Source organism: Candidatus Cardinium sp. TP (genome assembly GCF_025215055.1).
GTDB lineage: Bacteria > Bacteroidota > Bacteroidia > Cytophagales > Amoebophilaceae > Cardinium.
On sequence record NZ_JANAVR010000001.1, the window covers coordinates 51,610 to 73,164 of the forward strand.

Genomic DNA, 21,555 nt, shown 5'->3' on the forward strand with positions numbered 1-21,555 from the left:
TTGTTTTAGGGTCCGCTTTGTGTTACCTTTTTGCACCTATTTTTGCTTTGTATACGCGCTTATTGTTTTAGTGATCAATGGATAGTAATAAATTAGTAGAGTCATTTGCAGAATTTGCGAAATCTAAAAATATTGATCGACCCACCGTCATACGTATTTTAGAAGATGTGTTTCGTTCCGTCATGCTGAGTAAATTTGGCAATAGTGACAATTTTGATATCATTATCAACCTTGATAAAGGAGATTTACAGATATGGCGCTTTCGTAATGTAGTAGCTGATGATGCGGTAGATGTAGGTGCACCTAACAAGATATCGCTTTCGGAGGCTAGAAAAATAGAAGCCGACTTTGAACTGGGGGAAGAACTATCTGAAGAAATTAAAATTTCTGATTTTGGTAGAAGGCTAATATTGACCGCTAAGCAAATGCTGATACAAAAGATTCGGGAACTGGAAAAAGAGGCCCTATACAATAAATATGAGCAGCTGGTGGGTGGTTTGATTTCAGCTGAAGTAAATCAAATTTTGAGTAAGGAAGTCATCTTACTAGATGATGAAAACAATGAGCTTTTTTTACCAAAGTCAGAACAAATACCTAAAGATCAATTTAAAAAAGGAGAACATATTCGTGCGGTGATTTACAAGGTAGCCTTTAATAATGCCACGCCCCGCGTTATACTTTCTAGGGCGTCGCCTCTTTTCTTAGAAAGGTTATTTGAAAATGAAATTCCTGAAATACAGGATGGACTTATTGCCATAAGAAAAATTGTCAGAGACCCAGGCGCACGTGCTAAAGTAGCAGTTGAAACCTTTGATGATAGAATTGACCCCGTTGGGGCTTGTGTAGGCATCAAAGGCTCACGTATACATGGCATTACCAAAGAGCTCCAGTATGAAAATATTGATATTATTAATTATACAGATAACTTAGAGCTATATATTGCGCGTGCCCTAAACCCTGCATGTATCAATCGGGTGGAGCAAAGTGGTGAGCGGATAGCGGTCTACTTAGATCCCGATCAAGTGGCACTAGCTATTGGTAAAGGAGGGCAAAATATCAAACTAGCCAGTCGGCTAATTGGCAAGGAAATAGATGTCTATAGAGATATCCCTAGCCATTTAGAGGCGCATGATATTCCGCTTGCTGCGTTTAGTGACACCATTGAACCTTGGATTTTGGAAGCGTTGCATCAGGTTGGTTTAGACTCAGCTAAAAGTGTTTTAACCTTGCCTAAAGCCACCCTTGAACAACGTGTGGACTTGGAGCAGGAAACGATAGATGAAATCTATGCTATATTAGATCAAACGCTTAATGGTTAACCTAAATATACCTTATAGGTAGAGAAAGATAACCCATGAATGAAGAAAAAAACATGCGACTCAGCCAAGTGGCTCGAAAGTTAAATGTCGGAACAGAGACGATTGCTTCTTTTTTAGCCCAAAAGGGGTTTGTCATAGATAACAAACCCAATGCTAAAATAACGGCCGAACAATTTAATATACTAGCTACTGAATTTATTTCAGCTGGTGTAGATAAACAGGAAGCGGCGCACGTCACCATCGGTAAAACCTATGCAAGTCTTTCTGCTCCAGCTAGTAAACATACGCGTACAACCAATACAGAAGTGCGACCCGTCCATAAGCAAACAGAAATGCAAGGCAAAAGAGTGGAACAAACACCTCCTATTCCCCCAGCTCATTACGAAGCCTCTGTTCCGGTTTTGCCTGGCTTAAAGGCAGTTGGGAAAATAGAGTTGGCTACTGAAAAAACGAAAGCTGAGGTGCCCCCTGCTGCTGTTGAGGCTACAGAGCTGCCGCCAGAGATAGCAAATGGCGATACAAGTCACTTGGATGAAGCAACGAAACACCCACCTACCAAACCAGATAAAATAACCTTTTCAGAGCCACTTAAAAGACCTACTATAGTAGGCAAAATGACTTTACCTGAACCTACTTTTAGAAGGCATCGCCCTAGCAGTGGCGTACTGTTCCAAAAGTCGAGTGGTTCTATGGGCTCATCTAAAATAGGCGGCACAAAACCGCACGGTAGGGCTACCCCTCCTACTACCTCTACCCCTGGCGCTAGACCACTAGGAGGTGGTAAAAAAGCAGGGTCATTTAAATCTAACGCAACCGCTGGTGCTTTGCGTAATACAAAGCATCCTAAAACAACTGTAGGCCCCAAAGAGCAAGAAGGCGTATCTGCTCAAGAAATAGAAAGCCAAATTAAAAAAACCTTAGCCAAGTTAAACCAAGGCGCCGGTGATGGCGCACGGTCTAAATACAAAAGAGATCGGCGCAGTGCCCACCTGGAGGCTGAGGAAAAGCGTCAACGTCAGGAAACAGAAAAAGTTTTAAAAATCACAGAGTTTATATCCGCCAATGAACTCGCTTCCTTTATGGACATTACGGTCAATGAGATCCTCTCTACTTGTATGTCTTTAGGCATGATTATCTCTATCAACCAACGTCTGGATGCAGAAGCCATTACCGTTGTAGCGGATGAGTTTGGCTATAGCGTAGAGTTTGTTGACCTACATGATGCAGCAACCTGTAAGGATATAGACGAAGTAGCGGGTGAACTGGTAGAACGTCCGCCTATTGTCACCATTATGGGGCACGTAGACCATGGCAAAACTTCTTTATTGGATTATATTCGTACAACAAAGGTAACCGCAAAAGAGGCGGGTGGTATTACCCAGCACATTGGGGCCTATGCCATTACTACCGATCAAAACAAAAAGATTGTGTTTTTAGATACCCCTGGGCACGAAGCTTTTACAGCTATGCGTACCAGGGGTGCACAGGTAACCGATATTATTGTCATTGTGGTCGCTGCAGATGATAGCATTATGACCCAGACCAAGGAGTCGATCAGCCATGCGCAAGTGGCAGGTTGCCCGATTATTATTGCCATCAATAAAATTGATAAACCACAGGCCAATCCAGAAAAAGTTAAAGAAGATTTGGCCAATTGTAACATCTTGGTTGAAGACTGGGGTGGGAAATATCAATGCCAAGAGATTTCAGCCAAAACAGGGCAAGGGATCAATGCGCTTTTAGAAAAAATTCTTTTAGAAGCCTCACTCCTTAACTTGCAAGCGACCCCTACTAGAAAAGCAAGGGGTACAATTATTGAGTCTTTCCTAGATCCTGGTAGAGGGTATGTGGCCACTGGCATTGTACAAGAGGGGACCCTACATGTAGGCGACATTGTGCTAGCAGGCGTCTACTATGGCAAAGTAAAAGCGATGTTAAACCACCAAAACATCACCCAAAAAGTAGCTTCCCCTGCTACACCTGTGCAAATATTGGGGTTAAATGGTGCGCCCAGAGCAGGCGATACCTTTCGTGTGATGAGCAGCATAAAGGAGGTAGGGGAATTGGCACAAAAGAAGCAACAACTGTTGCGTGAGCAAACATTGCGTACCAAGTCTCACCTTACCCTTGATGAAATTGGCCGTCGTTTGGCTGTAGGCAACTTTAAGGAGCTGAATATTATCATCAAAGGGGATATGGATGGCTCTATAGAGGCGTTAGCAGATGCATTGCTACGGTTATCCCATGAAGAGGTAGAGGTGAATATTTTACATAAGGGTGTAGGGGCGGTTTCAGAGTCTGATATACTCCTTGCTGCTACCGCTGAAGCGATTATTATTGCCTTCCATATTAAACCCTCTGCACAAGCTAAAAAATTAGCCGAAAGAGAAGGAGTAGAAATCAAGCAATATTCGATTATTTACAGTGCGATAGATGATGTGCGTAGTGCGGTACAGGGGCTTTTGGCACCTACCATAGAAGAAATGACTACAGGTCGAGCAGAAATTAAAAAGATCTTTACGTTTTCAAAAATTGGTAATATTGCAGGTTGTCAAGTACAAGCAGGTTATATCAAACAAGCCAATCCCATACGTGTTATCAGAAAAGACCAGGTTATATTTACCGGTGCAATCCATACCATTAAACATGGGCTAGAAGAGATCAAACAGGTCAAATCTGTTTCTGAGTGTGGGATACATATCAGAAATTTTGACGAAATTGAAGTGGGGGATATTATAGAAGGCTTTGAACAAAAAGAAATCAAGCGTCAACTTTAAAAAGAAAGGCAGCTAAAAGGCCTTTTTTTCTTGTTTTTAGGCTCAAGTTATGGGATTTTTTATAGGCAAATCTGAAACAGAGATTAAGGTCAGTGTGTTTTTAATCCTTTGGGGGATTCGGTGGCTATATAAGTATTTGGCTGCTTCTGATGATTCAACCTCCCAGGAGGAACTAGATGAAGCGGCCTATGCAGATGCAAATAAAGTAAAAAATATAGCGCCGCCTATGCCCATCACGCCTAAAGTGGTAGACCAAGCAGCGCAACCGGTTCCTTTGCGCCAGGCAATAACCGCAAATCCTCCACCCGCTGCTCACGTAATAGCGAAACACAAAACGGCCTCAGGCCGTAAGCGACGGTTATTTAGAAATATATTGCTGGTAGATGCGCTGATGCAGCGAAAAAATTTTACAGTATAACTTGGTGTAAGGATGAAAGATGTCACTGAAACACCAGCATATGTCGTTACGGTTACCCAAGAACAGTCCGGGCTTCGTATAGACAAGTTTTTATCTAAGGTCTTACCAATCAGCCGAAACAAAATCCAAGAAGCCATTACCAATCAATGCGTTTCAGTTAATCGGCAACTTATTAAATCCAATTATATCGTTCGGGCTACAGATGCAATAGTAGCACACATACCCAGCCCCATCGACCTTGAAACCCTTACACCAGAAGCCATACCCTTAAATATTGTTTATGAAGATGATCACTTATTGGTTATTTATAAACCCGCTCAGATGGTAGTGCATCCAGATATGGCCCATCGAACCGGTACACTAGCCCATGCGCTATTGTATTACTATAAGCATTTGCCTTTAAAAGACCACATGCCCACCAGGCCTGGATTGGTCCATCGGATTGATAAAAACACATCAGGTCTATTGGTAGTGGCCAAAACAGCAGAAAGCTTGGAAGCTTTGGCGCGTCAATTTTATCACCATACGGTCACACGAACCTATTATGCATTGGTCTGGGGCAATCCCCAAAATGAGACTGGAACAATTGATGTAAACATAGGAAAAGACAGTCATAACCATCAAAAAATATCCGCTTTCCCTGACCGCCAACAAGGGAAAAGAGCCGTTACCCATTACCAAGTCGTCAAGCGGCTGCATGATGTAGCCCTAGTAGCCTGTAGATTAGAAACCGGACGTACCCATCAAATTCGCGTGCATATGAAACATATCGGCCACCCTCTCTTTGGTGATCCGCAATATGGCGGTGACACAATTGCTAGTGGCGAACGATATGCCTCCTATAAGGCCTTTGTGCACAACTGTTTTAAACTGATGCCTCATCAGGCACTACATGCAGCTGTGCTTAGCTTTACCCATCCTGTAACAAAAGTAGCCCACTCCTTTGAAGCGCCTTTACCAGAAAATTTTATTAAACTGATAGAGAAATGGGAAAAATATGTCACAGCTCATAGGCATCATGTTGGACAAATTCAAACATTCGATCAAACAAGCTTTTCATTTCTCCAATAGGGAAAGCAACAGCTTATTAGCCATTATTGTGCTGATCCTATTGGCCATCATTGCACCTAAAATATATCAACTATACGTTAGCCATCAACCAATAGATCACCGTGCAGACATTGCGTTATTAGACAAAAATTTAATCTTGCTGCAAGAAAATGCCCGTACATACACCCTGATTAACATCAACACAGCTACAGCAGACCAGTTGCAAACGATAGCAGGCATCAGGCAGCCACTAGCTATGCGCATCCTACGGTATAGAGACAAGCTAGGTGGATTTGTTTCGTTGGATCAATATAAAGAAGTATATGGTCTACCGCACCACCTTCAAGTAAAACTCATGCAGCGGACCACGATACCAGCCAAGTATAGACCTAAAAAATTATCCTTAAACCAAGCAACCTTTAAAGCATTGGTTTTTCATCCTTATATCTCAGCTGCTATGGCCAAAGCGATTATAAACTATAGAAAGCAACAAGGAAAGTTTACCGCTCTAGCGGCTATTCAAAGATTACCCGGTTATCGCTCCGATTGGCGAGATAAAATCATGCCTTACCTCATGCTTTAATATGGGAAAAATATGGCTAGGCCTACTTTTTTCTTCGACCTATTTGTTGCATTTTTAAATAAAAATTCTTAAAATAAGTACTTGTGTATGAGCCATATAGCTCTTTTTTAGCTTAACGACTTAATTTTATGATTTCCTTTGATGCCCCCCTATGTATACTCTCCGCTTTCTTATTACTCACCTTGGTTGTAGGTATTCACTTTAGTAGAAAAAAAAACACCTTTCGCACCTATGCAGTAGGGAATAAACAGTTTGCTACCGCTACCTTGGTGGCTACAGTATTGGCTACTGCTTATAGCGGAGGTGGGTTGGCCCGTAATGTAGAACAAGTACATGAACTTGGGCTTTATTGGATTATCGTATCCATTTTAGGAGATTTAGGTTTGTGGGTTGTGGGTTGGCTAGCACTACGTATGGGTGCATTTATGCATAACCTCTCTATGGCAGAAACCATAGGCAGCATCTATGGCAAGTGCCCCAGGGTTATTGTGGCGCTTTGCAGTATCGGTTCGTCCGTTACAATGGTTGCGATGCAAGTGCATGTAATGGCTTCATCTATTGGTATATGCATACATACAGTTGACCCTAAGCTCATTACAGTCTGTTCTACTTTAATCTTGATTTTCTATTCCTCTTTTGGAGGTATACGTACCGTTGTCTTTACCGATGTGGTACAATTTATGACTTTTGCTGTGATTCTACCTTTTTTTTCTTGGTTTATATTTATGAAGTTGGGCAAACCATTTTCAGAAATTTTTCCACTTTTACAGGAACAAGATACATTTCAACTCAGTACCATATTCCATTACGATATGAATCTAATCGCCATGGTTGCGCTGGTTTTATCTATCCTTGCATCTTATATCGACGCACCTATTTTACATAGGGTGTATATGTCTTCTGGACCCACACAGGCTAGGAATGTTTTCCGGTATGCTGTTTTTTTTGGGATATGCATCAATATGGTTATATGCTTGATTGGATTATTTATTTTTATAGGTGCACCAGAGGCCTCAGCAGTCAAGGTTTGGGACTATATCATGACAGATATTCCACCCGTGTTTAAAGGATTGCTTTCTGTTAGTTTACTAGCTATGGCTATGTCTACCGCTGACTCTTGTTTACACTCAGGCGCTATTGCAGTTGGTCATGATATGCTAGAATCTATACGTGGTACAAAAACCTATCCTTATCAGCTCCAGTTGACAAGGATTGCGTCAATTTTTATAGGGCTATTTGCTATGGGACTAACCTTTTACTACAGTAATTTATTGGATTTGCTCAAATTAAATCTTGGGCTTTATCTACCTATAACCGTTGCCCCCTTCATCTTAGCTGTTTTTGGTTTTCGGGGTACATCCCATACAGTTTTAATCGGTATGGCTTCAGGTGTACTCACTATTTTAGCTTGGAACAAATGGGTTGAACCATCAACAGGGATAGACGGTTCTTTCATTGCTATGGCAGCCAACGGCTTGACTATGGTAACCGTCCACTATCTACTTAAAATAATGAGGAAGTACAAATTAAGTTGTGCCAAAGCAACAAACTATCTATAATGACTTGCTCACCCTGCCACCCCCAAGCAACAACCGGATGCTATGGTGCCATTCCATATTAAGTTATAGTATCTGTTCAAGTCACTGGTTTTTTGCGTTAAAAGAACAACGCCCGTGTAAAATGACACTTTCAGCCGCTTTTTGCCCGGGGCTGCATTTTTTGTCCACTTTTTTATCAAGAATAAAGTAAAAAACGTGAGTTTTGGATTAGATTATTTTTTAATTTAAAAATCAATTATAAAATAATTAACAAAATTTATTTTGTATATAGTTTTATAAAGCATACTGATATATGAATTATTCTGGTTATCAGATTTTTATGTTGTATATTACTTGATTTTATCAAGTAATATAGCTGATTTTTTAGTAAAAATATCAATAAAATACTGTGTTAAAATTCCTGTAAATCAATTAGATAAATCCAGAACTCACGTTAAAAATAAAACTGCCTTACCAACCACTGTCGTGAATAGACACTTATTTTGAATTTTAGTTAAAAAAACTTATTATAATAGATATTATTATAATTTTTTAACCACTTTCGCTATGCTTTGTTTCAACATCTCCCTATTTATAGTGGCCGCTTTTTTATTGCTAACCTTGGTTGTAGGTATTTACTTTAGTAGAAAAAAAACCACCTTTCGAGAATATGCAGTGGGAAATAAACAATTTTCTACAGCTACTTTAGTAGCTACTGTGTTGGCTACTGCTGTTGGAGGAGGCGCCTTGATACGGAACGTAGAGTGTGTACATGCATTGGGCTTATGGTGGATAATTGTTAGAATTTTCGATTGCTTTGGTTTGTGGGTTATCAGTAAGTTAGCATTACGTATGGGGCCATTTATGCAACACCTCTCTATAGCAGAAACGATAGGCAGTATCTATGGTAAGTACCCGCGAGTTATCGCTGCGCTAGTCAGTATTTGTGGTTCTATCATTGCAATTACTGCTCAAATCACCGTAATATCCCAGGCGATTAACATGTGTATTGGCTTAGATAATCATGCTGGCACTACTATCCTTGCCACTTTACTTCTTATTTTCTATTCCACATTTGGGGGGATTCGTGCCGTTACCTTTACAGATGTATTACAATTTGTAACCTTCTCGGTTATCATTCCTCTTTTGACTTGGTTTATGTTTGCAAAGGCAGGTAAACCATGTGCAGCAATCGTTCCCATCCTACAAAGTCAAAGTAAGTTTCAATTTAGCAACCTATTCCATTTTAATACTGAGCTAATAGCTCTCTTGTTCCTTGTACTAAGTAACTTAGTGTCCTATATAAACCCGCAAATTATACAACGGGTCTATATGAGTTCTGGTCCTACTCAAGCCCAAAAAGTTTTTACATATTCCACCATTTTTGCCATTATCATTAAAATTCTTGTGATTCTAATTGGCTTATTTGTTTTTATAGAAGCACCAGGCTTACTAAAATCTGAGGTGTGGAGGTATGTAATGACCCATATTCCCCCTCTTTTTAAGGGATTTATTTCCATTAGTTTAATCGCTATGGCTATGTCTACAGCTGATTCTTGTTTGAATGCCTGTTCTATTATGGTCAGCCATGACATCGTAACAGGACTACAGAGTAAACAAAAAATGGCAGACACATGCCAACTTAAAATAGCCAGATGGACTACACTCATAGTGGGCTTATTTGCTATGGTAGCAGCTTTTTACTGTAAGGATCTCTTGAAACTAATGTATTGGTCCCTTGATTGCAAAATACCTATACTGCCTGCTCCGTTGATCTTAGCCGTTTTTGGCTTTCGAGGCACCTCCCGAACGGCTTTGATGGGTATGGCTACAGGTGTACTCGTTATTTTAAGTTGGAACAAATGGGTCAAACCTGAAACAGGAATGGATGGTTCTTTTATTGCTATGGTAGCCAATGGCCTAGCTATGATGGTCGCGCACTATCTCTTCAAACAGCCAAAAGAGATAGGTTGGGTGGGGCCAGATCCACATTTTAAACAAATACAACAAGCACATGCACGTAAGCAAGCAGAACGAAAAGAAGCGATTAAAAATGGTTGGGCCAATAGAAAAATCACTTTGACTAAACTGGTACCCAACCATACTATCATCGTATGTGCAGGGATTTATGTAGCCATCACTAGTTTGATGGCTTATTTTATAACGCCTATTGGGCATCATGGCTGCTGGCTTATACTGCAACTATTTGGAGCAGCTTGTTGTTTAGGCTATCCATTCCTCTATGATATCTTCCAAAAGATACGGGGCATTCCCAGTTGGTTTATTGGTCTGTGTTGGCTAATGGGATTAGCTGTTTATCTTCCTTTCAATCTATTTGCTACCTGGTGGAATCTGACAGACCCGGTTTTTTCGGCATCTTTGTCTTTGGCCCATTGTGGTGTAATCTTATGGGGATTACCCCTTTATCTAGGAATAGGGGTCACAGCAACTGCATTACTCCTGTCGATTTATCCTATTGCTACTGGGCCCTACTTTCCCCTCCTATCTTCTTTGTTACCGCTATTTATAGTGAGTCTACTACTCCTATTCACTATTATCATTTTATTTAAAGTCAAACAAAATTACTATATTGATCAAATTCTTTACCTAAAAAACCAAGAAAAGATTGCAAGGGATCGCAAACTAAAAGCATCGCTCTATGACTCGGCCATGGTGCCCGTTACTACGACGAACACTGCAAAAGGCTATGGCGCCATTTTAACGCAAGTAATAGGGAAAATTGAGGAATCCATCTCTTTTTTAGATAGCAACGTACCACTTTATAAGCAAGATTTTCAGAGTATTATTAATAAGCTTTATGATTGGGTAACCTATTTCAATAGAAGGGCAAAGGCAAAAAAGCACGCGCTACTACAGCCTACTCAAATTACTTTCGATCAATTGATACGTAAGGTAGAGTTGGCATTATCCCAAGAGGTAGTCGATCCACCTAGACTACTGGTAGAGAAGATAACGCATCCTAATGGGGGACCATGCCCGGGTATGGTATGCGATATCAACCAAATCGTCTATTTGCTGGTGCAAGCTGTTTTACGTATTGGTAAGCTAGAGGGTAATACTGTACCCATTGTGAAGATACAACTGCATAGCACCACGCTGCAGTTTAAGCAAGCTGACCCTATTGACAGCAGCTGTCCTGTATACATGCTCTTTCAAGCGACTGCCCTGGTATTCAGTCAAGCTACTACTGCCCCTGAGGCATTGCCTAAAGTGCAGGGTATCTATGACGATGGAGTAGATGCTATAGAGAATCCAGGGGAACAAAAAACGCCACCATTTACAGACCTCCAACAGGAAACCATATCCAGTATTGTTGGAGCCCACTATGGCCATTTGGAAATATGCGATGACAAGCAACAACCCACTATGCTACTGGTACTGCCTAATGATGTGACGGACATACTGAGTAAGATGACCGCTAAGCTACCTTTAGATTGCTTAACCTCAGAAACCCCTGTTTCCCCTAAAGAACAAGCTGATTCCATGATGGCTTTAATGCAGTTCCATGACTATATATGCCAGTCTTCTCATCAATCTGATCCTATTGACATAGGTACGATTTCAGGTTTGATCTTATTACTTCGGAAACACTTTGGCTTTAAGCGACATGCCTCGGGTCAATTATTTTATGTACGCGCAATAGGGATTGCCACGTTAGTAGTAGAATGGGTCTTTCACTCCCCTAAAGTAATTTATGCTGCTTTACTCTATGAGCTGGTGCGACATACCTGCTTGCCGCTTTCTTATGTCAAGGAACATTATAACTTAGGCGTCTATGCCTTTGTATTGAATGTAATAAGTATAGACAAACGCCAAGACTTAGATCACCCTTCCTTGCTTTATGTGCAGAATCGATTGAAAGAAGCGATTAAAGAAGAGCATGTACAACTTTCTGTACTGTTTATTAAGCTAGCCGAACGGCTCTATGACCTACGCCAGGCACCAAATTATATCCATCTAACAGAGGTGCACCATATGGCACAAGAAACCTTAGCGATAGATGTGAAACTAGCCCATACTTACTTGGGTCCAGAGATAGGCGCTGCATTAGAAAATGCAGCTAAAGAGGCACTAAAGATTGAGAAGGATACAGATAGACATAAAAAAAGAAAAAGTTAACAAAAACAAGTAACAAAAAACCCAGGCCCTAAACTGAATCCGCTGTAGTAGTCAAGCTCTAATCTGACAATTTTTAAATTGTAATGGGTTAGAGGATAGATTAGGAACAGGAAAAGATAACGCCAATACCTCGCCCCCCCCTTCACTCAAATCTAATGCTGCTTACATATCGAACACGGCAATTTTCAATAAATGTATTAATATATGTAAAGATAATAAACCAAATTTAAAGTATCTGTTCACGTTACTGGTTAGTAATGAATTTTATCCCACTTTTTTCTTGATAAAAAAGTGGACAAAAAATCAAGCCCTCGGCAAAAAGTCTCTGAAAGTGTCATCTTACAGATGGAGAAACAGGAAGCACCCCCAAAGGGGGCTTCAAAGGAAACTGTTTTTCCTAATCATCTGTAAAATGCCACTTTCTACACCGCGACTTTTTCCAGGGGCGTTGTTCTTTTAACATAAAAAACCAGTAACTTGAACAGATACGTATATTTTATTGATTGTTAGGTATAATGTATCTGTTCGGAACACTAGAAGAACACGTGTTCTTTCCTAGTTTTTTACTAAAAATAGGAATAAAACTTGTGCGTTTTCGATAAAAGAGTGCCATATAAAGATCGCTAAAACAGACCGAAAAGAAAATTCCTGCCACAGTACTGAAAGGAAACACCTACACAGGAAGTGTGCGCTGAACAGATACACCCGTCCAATTATAGTGATCTAATAAGACGCTCTTAGTCCGATTTAAAAGACTTTAAATTGGAGTTTCGCTTACCACTCCCATAGAAACATTTTTTCAATAGGTTTATTGTCTTGGATCTCTTGAACCAATCCATGATCGACCCGCTCTCCTTTTCCCGCTCTTCTTGCACTCTTTTATACATATACTCGTAATCTCCGTTGTCTAGAAACAACATGATAATATCTATCAAGACATCAGAAAACCTTAAACAGCATCTACTCATCCAGTAGCCTCTGTAAGCGAACAAGCGTGCAGTACAGAACAGCTTTTCAAATCGTTTCTTATCATTAGTAAGAAGGCTTGGGTTCACCCCACATTCTAATAAATATTTTATCATAGTATATATATTATCAAACCTCATCAGTGGATTCTCATCATTCATGCTGATATATTCATATTTCATAATTATTGTATCCATGACGTCTTGGAATAGAAGCTCCTTTTTGACACGCTCTAATATACATCCCACAACCTCACTATTCCTGTTTTCTATGGCTATTTCAAAATAATTGTATGCTGAGGGGGAATTACGATGCACCGGATTTGAGCCAGCTTCTAGATAACGCTTAACGGCTTCTACATTACCTTGAAATGCTGCTACTAGCAAAGTGTCATCTAGACTAACCTCTATAGACTTTACATCATTGCCGTGGGAACCAGTTCCAAAGATTATTGTCATTAATTTTTTAGAGGATGACACTCCTAATTCCTTACAAGGCCGCACTCCTAATTCCTTTAGATTTGCTTTAGTATCCGATACACGTATTTTATCATCGCTAGCTTTAGACTGAAAATTTGATCGGTTGAAACTATTACAAGCCATTGTTATCAATAGTATAAGACTACCACACAGCATGGTTATTATCTGTTTAATAGGTCATTTTCTATTGCCTTGCTGCGCTGTTATTGTACAATCTAATTTTACCATAATCATTATTAAGTTATAATGGCTACACTCTATTGCTATTATGCTAACAAATAGAGCACAGTAACCAAAAACTGCTCCAATTTAGGAGAACTTTAAACCATAGGCTTAAAGTATTATCACTTGTATACTAGCTTATTTTTTATACAAAAGCAATGACTAATGATTGTTATAAGCCGTTCAGATTAAAGAATGTTTTAATTAAAACAACCTATCTATTCAGACTATAACCTAATAGGGCAAGATAAACCCATCTAAAACTCGAACAGACCATTTTTTTGTTCCTTATTGCAATGACCTTAAGTTGATAGTCTTATTTTTGGTTATATTACAACCAATTAACCACTCAAAGCAACCAGCTATGATTCAAAAAGAACAGGTCATAGAAGCCATTAAACAAGTTTATGATCCAGAGATACCAGTAGATATCTATGAACTAGGGCTGATTTATGACATTACCATTTTACCACTCAATAATATTGAAATCTTAATGACGCTTACTTCTCCTAATTGCCCAGCAGCAGACGTTATACCTAGTCAAGTAGAAGAAAAAGTGAAAGCTATAGAGGAAGTCAATGCAGTAAACGTGCATATTACCTTTGAACCACCTTATACGATAGATCGAATGTCTGAAGCAGCTAAATTAGAATTGGGATTTGCTTAAATTTACCTTGCTTAACCATACCTACTTGAGATTCTTTATTTTTTTATATTGATGCAATGGCCCCAAATAATTATAAAGTTCAGCCAGATACGCCTAAAAAACCAGCGGCACGTAACCCATGGATATTGGATCAACGTACCAAAATAACCATTGGATTTTTACTACAGGGGATCAGTATTTTTCTAGCATGTGCCTTCTGTTCGCATCTTATGCATAGCCATAAAGATCAGGCCATTATTGAATCTGCACGCACATTAGGGATCAAAGCATCTGGTATGGCCATCTGCAACTGGTTGGGTTTTGCAGGCGCTTTTGTAAGCTATTATTGTGTATATATGTGGTGGGGCATTACTGCCTTTATCTTTTTGCCTGGCCTATTTTTAATCGGCCTCAAAATGATCACACAAAAAATTTGGCCGAACCTTTCCTTATTAAAAGTGATGATGGCCTCCATCTTTCTTGTATTATGGTCTAATGTTTTACTGGGCTATCTAGCCACCCTCTACCCGACCGCTACGCTGCTGACCAACCAGCTGGGAGGCGTTGGCTATACGCTTGGTACCTGGTTTAAAGAACTGCTGGGCTATGGTACATTTATCTTGCTTTGTACTACTTTGATCATCTTTGCGGTCGTATGCTTGAATATTACCTCTTTACCGACCATACGCCTATTTGTAGGTAAAAAAGCCAAAAAAGATGCGGTATGCTTGGGTGATCAGGAAATGAATAGGAAGCCATTGGACGCGGAAAGTGGGGAACTCTCTAGTAAAAAAAAAACGAATCATAGCGCAACCACCACAGATGTCCATCATACCCACACGCCACCTGCTATAGAAGCTACAAAGAATGTTGACTTTGAAGTAGTGGCTCCACAGGTCCAAAATTTGCCACCAGCAGCCCCCCCTGCACCTCCCAGGCCCATGTCTTTACATCCTATTCGAAGCGAAAACTACGACCCAACTTTAGACCTGTCTACCTACAAATATCCCGCTTTAAACCTATTGGAACGGTATGAACAAGCACAACTATCGGTTACACAAGAAGAATTGGAAATCAATAAAAACAATATTGTACAAACTTTACAAAACTTTAAAATCAATATAGCCAAGATTAAAGCTACAATTGGCCCTACGGTTACCCTCTATGAAATCGTACCCGAAGCAGGCGTAAAAATTTCTAAGATTAAAAACCTAGAAGATGACATTGCCCTAAACCTGGCAGCACTAGGCATCCGCATCATTGCGCCCATACCGGGCAAAGGGACCATTGGCATTGAAGTACCCAATAAAAATAGGGAGGTCGTACCGCTTCAGGAGGTACTCACCTCTGAAAAGTTTTTAAAAGGGAAAATGGATTTACCTATTGTATTAGGCAAATCCATCTCCAATGAGCTGTTTATCGCAGACTTAGGCCGCATGCCGCATCTACTGATTGCAGGTGCTACCGGTCAAGGCAAATCGGTGGGGCTTAATGTGCTCCTGACCTCTTTGATTTATAAAAAACATCCCTCCCAATTAAAACTGGTATTGGTAGATCCTAAAAAGGTAGAACTCTCATTGTATAATAAATTAGAGCGTCATTTTCTAGCGAAATTACCCATTAGTGAAGAACCCATTATTACAGAAACCAAAAAAGTAATCCATACCCTGAATTCCTTATGCATTGAAATGGACCACCGCTACGAATTATTAAAGGAAGCCGGGACGCGTAATATTAAGGAATACAATCAGAAATTTATAAAAAGAATCTTGAATCCTCAAGAAGGTCATCGGTTTCTACCCTACATTGTATTGGTGATAGATGAATTTGCGGATATGATGATGACCGCAGGCAAGGAAATAGAAGTTCCCATTGCACGGCTGGCCCAATTGGCACGTGCCATTGGCATTCATCTTGTATTGGCTACACAGCGGCCTTCTGTAAATGTGATTACAGGGATCATCAAGGCCAATTTTCCGGTTAGGATTTCCTATAAAGTAAGTTCACGCATTGACTCTAGAACGATTCTAGATGCCAGTGGTGCGGAACAACTGGTCGGCAATGGGGATATGTTGCTCTCCATGAACTCTGATATCATTCGGTTACAAACGCCTTTTTTAGATACCGCAGAAGTGGAACGGGTCTGTAGCTATATTGGGGCGCAACAAGGCTACCCATCTGCCTATCTATTACCTACTTATGATGAGGAAGACAAAGAAGATAACACAACCGTAGATCTGCAATCAACCGATCCCTTATTTGAAGAAGCAGCCAGATTGATTGTATTGCATCAACAAGGCAGCACTTCCCTGATCCAACGCAAACTGAAGCTGGGCTATAACCGTTCTGGAAGACTTATAGATCAATTAGAAGCGGCAGGCATTGTAGGGCCCTTTGAAGGCAGTAAAGCAAGAGACGTATTGGTATCAGATGAAGCTGGTTTAAATGAAATCTTAGAGAGATTGCAGCAAAAAGGCTGAAATCCATACACCAATCAAGAAGATAATTTTGATAAATATATTTTTTATAGTAGATGTCAAGACATATTAATATTTTTGTGCATTAAGCCGTACAGCCATTTATTTAAATCCGTTCAACCTACTATTATGAGCAATATCCTATTAAAAAACCTATCCTCATCTAAGGTCTGTTATGCTATATGCTTGTGCTTACTATATATCTGTTTTTCAAACTGCAGCCTATAGAAACTTTATGCACGGAAATGATATACCAACACGATGCAATGCAGCCACAAACCATGCTCAGGAAACTTCTTTAACTATTGAAAAGAATAACACCATGTTAGTATGTTTTGATGTTGATTATTCTATACTAGAGGGGCATATGCATAATGCACTAACAGTAATAGGCAGATGTAAACCTTACGCGTCAGATAATGGCCTTTGGGTAATCGAAAAGGGTCAGATACAACTACAAGATGATGGAGCGCAAACTAATCCAAAATATAATCCAGATCATGTGAAAAACATGGCTGAACTCTTGTTCTTGTTTAACAAGATTCCGATCCGTGATCAAGAGGGTCTAAAAAGCCTTATTGCTAAGTTATTGGATGAAGGACACCAGGTTGTTATTACCACTTTTAGCAGCTACCCTGATTCAATAAAGGTACTCCTACAACAATTAGGACTTGAGCAAGAACAAATAAACCGTATACCTATAATAGGGGACTTACCTAAAATGGATTTCAAGGACCCTAATCGTAAAATGGAACACATAGAAAAAGCTAAGGCGTCAACTGGTATAAGTTGTAATAGTAATGTCATACTAGTAGATGATAGCAAGGATAATATTAACGCAACAGTGAAAAAAGGTGTTACAGGTATCGATGTAGGCGATAACTTCTCGTGGATTCAAATAGAAAACGAAGCAAATAATTTAGTCGCTTCACTTGATGCACAATGCCATGACCAAATGCCTACCACTTCACGCAATGAAGATGATCAGAAAACTCCGGGGACGCAATCAGGAGACAAGTTGAGTAACCTATGGCAGGCGCTTGAGTTCACCACATGTCTACTCTAGGTATAAGTAACACAAAAACGCCTTATCCAATTGGATACCTAGGCAACGATTTAATACTCAAATCAGCAAATTCATTCAACTGATATTTATAATAAGCCGCTATAGCTACCATAGCAGCATTATCTGTACAATAGGGCATAGCGGGTATAAAAATATGCCAATGGTGTTGCTGTGCCAGCGTCTTGAGCTGCTGCCGCAAATAGCTATTGGCGGCTACCCCTCCAGCCAATGCAACGGTGGCAATACCACTCTTTTGAGCCGCCTTGGTGAATTTATCCAATAACATACGCACCAGAATAGCTTGAATGCTGGCACAGATATCGGCCCGATGGGCCAACAGAAATTCAGGTGTCTGCTTGCGCATAAACAGCGCAAAAGCGGTTTTGATGCCGCTAAATGAAAAATCAAACCCGGGCATATGGGTAGCTGGAAAAGCAAATGCTTGGGGATTACCTCCTTGGGCATAGTGATCTATTAAAGGACCGCCTGGATAACCTAGCCCCATTAAACTGGCTATCTTATCAAAGGCCTCTCCTACAGCATCATCTTGGGTCTCTCCTAAAACCTCCATAGAGAAATAATCTTGCACTAAGATAATTTGTGTATGCCCCCCACTAACGGTCAAACAGAGAAAAGGGAACGTGGGCTTAGGATCATCAATAAAATTAGCCAATACATGTGCTTGAATATGATGGACAGCTATAAGCGGTATACCCAGCGAAAAAGCAAATGATTTGGCAAAACAGCTGCCTACCAAAAGTGGACCCAATAACCCTGGACCTTGTGTAAACCCAACGCCATCTAATGCACACTTTTGTATGGCGGCCGCTTCAAGGGCAGCGGTTACCACAGGAATCATATTGGTTTCATGTGCCCTTGCTGCGAGTTCTGGAACCACACCACCATATTTTTGATGCATCAACTGGCTCATGACTACATTGCTAACTATCTTGCCACCACGGATTACAGCAGCAGCGGTTTCGTCGCAAGACGATTCAATACCCAAAATGGTTAATGGATGGTTCATTTGAACAGATATGACCTGGTTTTTTGATGCATCCCCCAACTGCAGCATCTATATAATGGAGGGATTGCAACTGATGAATGTTATAGACTACTGCTAATATAAATAGAATAGAGCAATCTACTACAGCGCTCTATGTAATCTTATAGCTTTAGTGGCCCACACGCTATACAAACCAAACCATTGCGCATGTGTACATCACCTTTTCACCTCCCGCAGTAAAGCCATCCTTATACCGGTTTCCGCCCATCTGTTTTTTTATCTATTTCATGTGTTTTTAACTCGAATTTTGTAACGAAACCTTTACTACAGGTAGGACACACGTACGATTTGTCTCCTCTGTGTCTTTTTTCATGGCGGATTAAGTTGCTTTTTTGCAAAAATATTCTACTGCATACACCACATTCGTACTGCTTTTTTCTTGTGTGCGTATTTTGATGTCTTAGGAAGTTACTAGAATCATTGAATGTCTTACCACAAGTCGAACATGCAAACCGGCATCCTTCAGTACGTTTTTGGTTGCATGTGCGCAAATAATTTTTATGCCCCAAACTTTTACCACATAACCCATACGTGTCCCGTTTTTTTTCTGTTGGCCTCTTTTGATAAAATGAGTGATTGGAATGGAGCGTTTCTAATTCTGGAAGCGCCATATAACCTAATTCGGTCACTCCCTCTTGAGTCGATTGAGCTGGATCAGGTAGCGCTGTACCGTCAACTATATATGCTAAACCTTCAACCAGATATTGACCAGATGAATCAATGGTAATTGCACTAGCGATTGCCGTCATATCTACCGCTGCCAAGTCTGGTGGATACCCTACTGAATCTTGAAGCATAGATCCACATTCCTACGGACTGCCTACATACAATGCAGCATAGCCTTCGTGCACTGCACTAGCACCACAACCTGCCTTCACCGCCATAGTATCGTTGTGGTTCAACCTGACGATGGTACTACAGCCGTATATACAACGTACTAAAAACAGATAGCAAAAAAGAACATAAATCCTATTGTTTAAATTTATATTTATGTATATTCCAATAATTTTTTTATTCAAACAACTTGTTGGTTTAAATAGCTGTTCCAAGCCAACATACAACGATAGCCATCAGCTACACTTTCCTTGATAAGAAATCAAAAAAAATCTACAAAATTTATTGAATAGCGCATTAGTATAGTATGACTATACCACCCTTCAATAATCATTTGAACAAATCGTAGCAAGGTGGTATGGATTGATGTTGGGTTTAAGTAGCTTTTTTTGGCAAAATTCCCAATAGTGTATTATATTGCACCTTAACCAACTATAGAAGCTATTATTATAACGAAGCGTACGAATGAAGACTTCTTTTTCAGCTAAAAAACAGGATAGAATTGGTTCAGCTATAGGTGCTGTTCGGGATTGGGTAAGTTCTGTTTTTTTTGCCGCTATGGCAGCTGCCTTCATTCGTTGGATGGTGATCGGGTTATACGTGATCCCTTCTGGTTCTATGGAGCCCACGCTTTTGACTGGAGATTTTGTATTGGTCAGTAAGATCCACTATGGTGCCCGGACACCCGCTACACCATTGCAACTTCCCATTACCCATCAAACCATTCCAGGTACAACGATTCCTTCTTACCTTGACTGGATTCAATTGCCTGCCTATCGTTTGCCTGGGTTGAGTAAAGTAAAACGCAATGATATTATTGTTTTTAATACTCCAGTAGGTCATGAGCCTCCTGATTTACGCGCGTATTGGATCAAACGTTGCATCGCACTGCCTGGTGACTTAGTGCATATAATGCATAAGCAACTTTATGTTAACCAGGAACCAGCAGATCCAGCAAATAGAACGCAATATTGCTATTTTATGAAAACCAAGCGAATCTTAACGGCTACTTTTTTTGAAAAAAATGACATTAAAAATCCTATACGCAGTACGGTTCCGGGGCGTGAAGGCTATACAATTTATACTACACCAGAAAAAGTGAAGCAACTTACTACGATCTTGCCTACTTGTATTCAATCTGTAAACCCAGTAGAAGAGGAAGGGGAGCTGCGGTCCAGTGTCTATCCATTTAATCCTGCCTTAGGGTGGACCAAGGATAATTTTGGCCCCCTTCGGGTGCCAAGTAAGGGCATGGTGCTGCAGATGGACGCACAAAATATTATATTGTATGGTCCTACCATACAAAGATTTGAAGGGAAAAAAAATATTCGGTTTACGAAAACCGCATGTTGGATAGATGGTCAGGAGGTAGCACACTATACATTTTGTAAGAATTATTATTTTGCGATGGGAGACAATCGTGACCAATCTGGTGACTCTAGATTCATTGGGTTTATTCCAGAAGATCATATTGTGGGTAAGGCGGTGATGGTGTTGTTGTCTTCAGATAGGAATCAATCGTTTTTTAGCGGTATCCGTTGGAATAGGTTACTCCACATGGTAAATTAGAAATTAGAAAAACAAGCTGGCTTGTCGCTTTGGCGATTAAAGGCTAAAGAGGAAAGTCCGGGCAATGCAGAGCACCCTACTTCCTAACGGGAAGGCATATCTTTCATATGACAGCAAGTGCCACAGAAAACAAACCGCCCGCTTCAATTAAATGAAGAGGGTAAGGGTGAAAAGGTGAGGTAAGGGCTCACCGCTCTATGGGTGACCATAGAGGCAGGGTAAACCTTAGGGATTGCAAGGCCAAATAGCCATGTCTACGCAATGGCGTAATGGGCTGCTCGTTCATTTTTAAGACATGTGGGTGGGCCGCTAGAAGTTATAAGTGATTATAACTCCAGATAAATGACAAGCAGTGCGCTGTAGCGCACTACAGAACCCGGCTTATAGGCTTGTTTTTCTTTATTG

Annotated in this window: 14 protein-coding genes and 1 other RNA gene; 12 read left to right on the top strand and 3 right to left on the bottom strand. The window is 40.3% G+C overall.

Features of this window, described 5'->3' with window-relative positions; translation table 11 throughout:
• Positions 1-77: 77 nt before the first annotated feature.
• The 7 genes from nusA (at position 78) to NLX65_RS00290 (ending at position 11,825) form a co-directional block, all read left to right on the top strand.
• Positions 78-1,319, top strand: a complete 1,242-nt coding sequence (gene nusA, locus NLX65_RS00260) for a transcription termination factor NusA (RefSeq protein ID WP_260535886.1) — start codon at positions 78-80, stop codon at positions 1,317-1,319.
• A gap of 35 nt (positions 1,320-1,354) precedes the next feature.
• Positions 1,355-4,096, top strand: a complete 2,742-nt coding sequence (infB, locus tag NLX65_RS00265) for a translation initiation factor IF-2 (protein WP_260535888.1) — start codon at positions 1,355-1,357, stop codon at positions 4,094-4,096.
• 49 nt (positions 4,097-4,145) lie between these two features.
• The gene (locus NLX65_RS00270; protein WP_260535890.1) at positions 4,146-4,514 is read left to right on the top strand and encodes a hypothetical protein; all 369 of its coding nucleotides are present in this window, start codon (positions 4,146-4,148) and stop codon (positions 4,512-4,514) included.
• A gap of 12 nt (positions 4,515-4,526) precedes the next feature.
• The gene (locus tag NLX65_RS00275; RefSeq protein ID WP_260535892.1) at positions 4,527-5,585 is read left to right on the top strand and encodes an RluA family pseudouridine synthase; all 1,059 of its coding nucleotides are present in this window, start codon (positions 4,527-4,529) and stop codon (positions 5,583-5,585) included.
• Positions 5,512-6,147 (top strand): ComEA family DNA-binding protein, encoded by a 636-nt coding sequence (locus tag NLX65_RS00280; protein ID WP_260535894.1) that lies wholly within the window; start codon positions 5,512-5,514, stop codon positions 6,145-6,147. Before NLX65_RS00275 ends, NLX65_RS00280 begins: the two co-directional genes overlap by 74 nt.
• Positions 6,148-6,275: 128 nt before the next feature.
• Complete coding sequence (locus tag NLX65_RS00285) at positions 6,276-7,706, top strand: sodium:solute symporter family protein (protein WP_260535898.1); 1,431 nt, start codon at positions 6,276-6,278, stop codon at positions 7,704-7,706.
• 546 nt (positions 7,707-8,252) lie between these two features.
• A complete protein-coding gene (locus NLX65_RS00290) occupies positions 8,253-11,825 on the top strand; it encodes a sodium:solute symporter family transporter (RefSeq protein ID WP_260535901.1) in 3,573 nt (1,190 codons plus the stop codon).
• A gap of 737 nt (positions 11,826-12,562) precedes the next feature.
• On the opposite strand, the gene NLX65_RS00295 is transcribed toward NLX65_RS00290, so the two are convergent.
• Entirely contained in the window at positions 12,563-13,249 is a 687-nt protein-coding gene (locus NLX65_RS00295) for an ankyrin repeat domain-containing protein (protein ID WP_260535903.1), read from the bottom strand.
• Between the two features lie 607 nt (positions 13,250-13,856).
• Between NLX65_RS00295 and NLX65_RS00300 the strand changes: the two genes are divergently transcribed.
• The 3 genes from NLX65_RS00300 to NLX65_RS00310 all read left to right on the top strand — a co-directional run bounded on the left by NLX65_RS00300 (position 13,857) and on the right by NLX65_RS00310 (position 17,681).
• On the top strand, positions 13,857-14,159 hold the full coding sequence (locus NLX65_RS00300) for an iron-sulfur cluster assembly protein (protein ID WP_260535905.1): 303 nt from the start codon (positions 13,857-13,859) through the stop codon (positions 14,157-14,159).
• Positions 14,160-14,215: 56 nt separating this feature from the next.
• Positions 14,216-16,618, top strand: coding sequence for an FtsK/SpoIIIE family DNA translocase (locus tag NLX65_RS00305; protein WP_260535907.1), 2,403 nt, complete (start codon positions 14,216-14,218; stop codon positions 16,616-16,618).
• A gap of 172 nt (positions 16,619-16,790) precedes the next feature.
• Entirely contained in the window at positions 16,791-17,681 is an 891-nt protein-coding gene (locus tag NLX65_RS00310) for a hypothetical protein (RefSeq protein WP_260535909.1), read from the top strand.
• A 22-nt stretch (positions 17,682-17,703) separates the two neighbouring features.
• On the opposite strand, the gene tsaD is transcribed toward NLX65_RS00310, so the two are convergent.
• Together tsaD and NLX65_RS00320 are read right to left on the bottom strand one after the other, a co-directional pair.
• Positions 17,704-18,756, bottom strand: a complete 1,053-nt coding sequence (gene tsaD / locus NLX65_RS00315; RefSeq protein ID WP_260535911.1) for a tRNA (adenosine(37)-N6)-threonylcarbamoyltransferase complex transferase subunit TsaD — start codon at positions 18,754-18,756, stop codon at positions 17,704-17,706.
• A gap of 179 nt (positions 18,757-18,935) precedes the next feature.
• Positions 18,936-19,544: a C2H2-type zinc finger protein gene (locus NLX65_RS00320; protein WP_260535913.1), complete on the bottom strand. Its 609-nt coding sequence runs from the start codon at positions 19,542-19,544 to the stop codon at positions 18,936-18,938.
• A gap of 502 nt (positions 19,545-20,046) precedes the next feature.
• Here NLX65_RS00320 and lepB point away from each other — a divergent pair.
• Both lepB and rnpB read left to right on the top strand, forming a co-directional pair.
• Positions 20,047-21,150, top strand: coding sequence for a signal peptidase I (gene lepB / locus NLX65_RS00325; RefSeq protein WP_260535915.1), 1,104 nt, complete (start codon positions 20,047-20,049; stop codon positions 21,148-21,150).
• Between the two features lie 8 nt (positions 21,151-21,158).
• Positions 21,159-21,550, top strand: an RNA gene (gene rnpB / locus NLX65_RS00330) — RNase P RNA component class A.
• Positions 21,551-21,555: the final 5 nt, after the last annotated feature.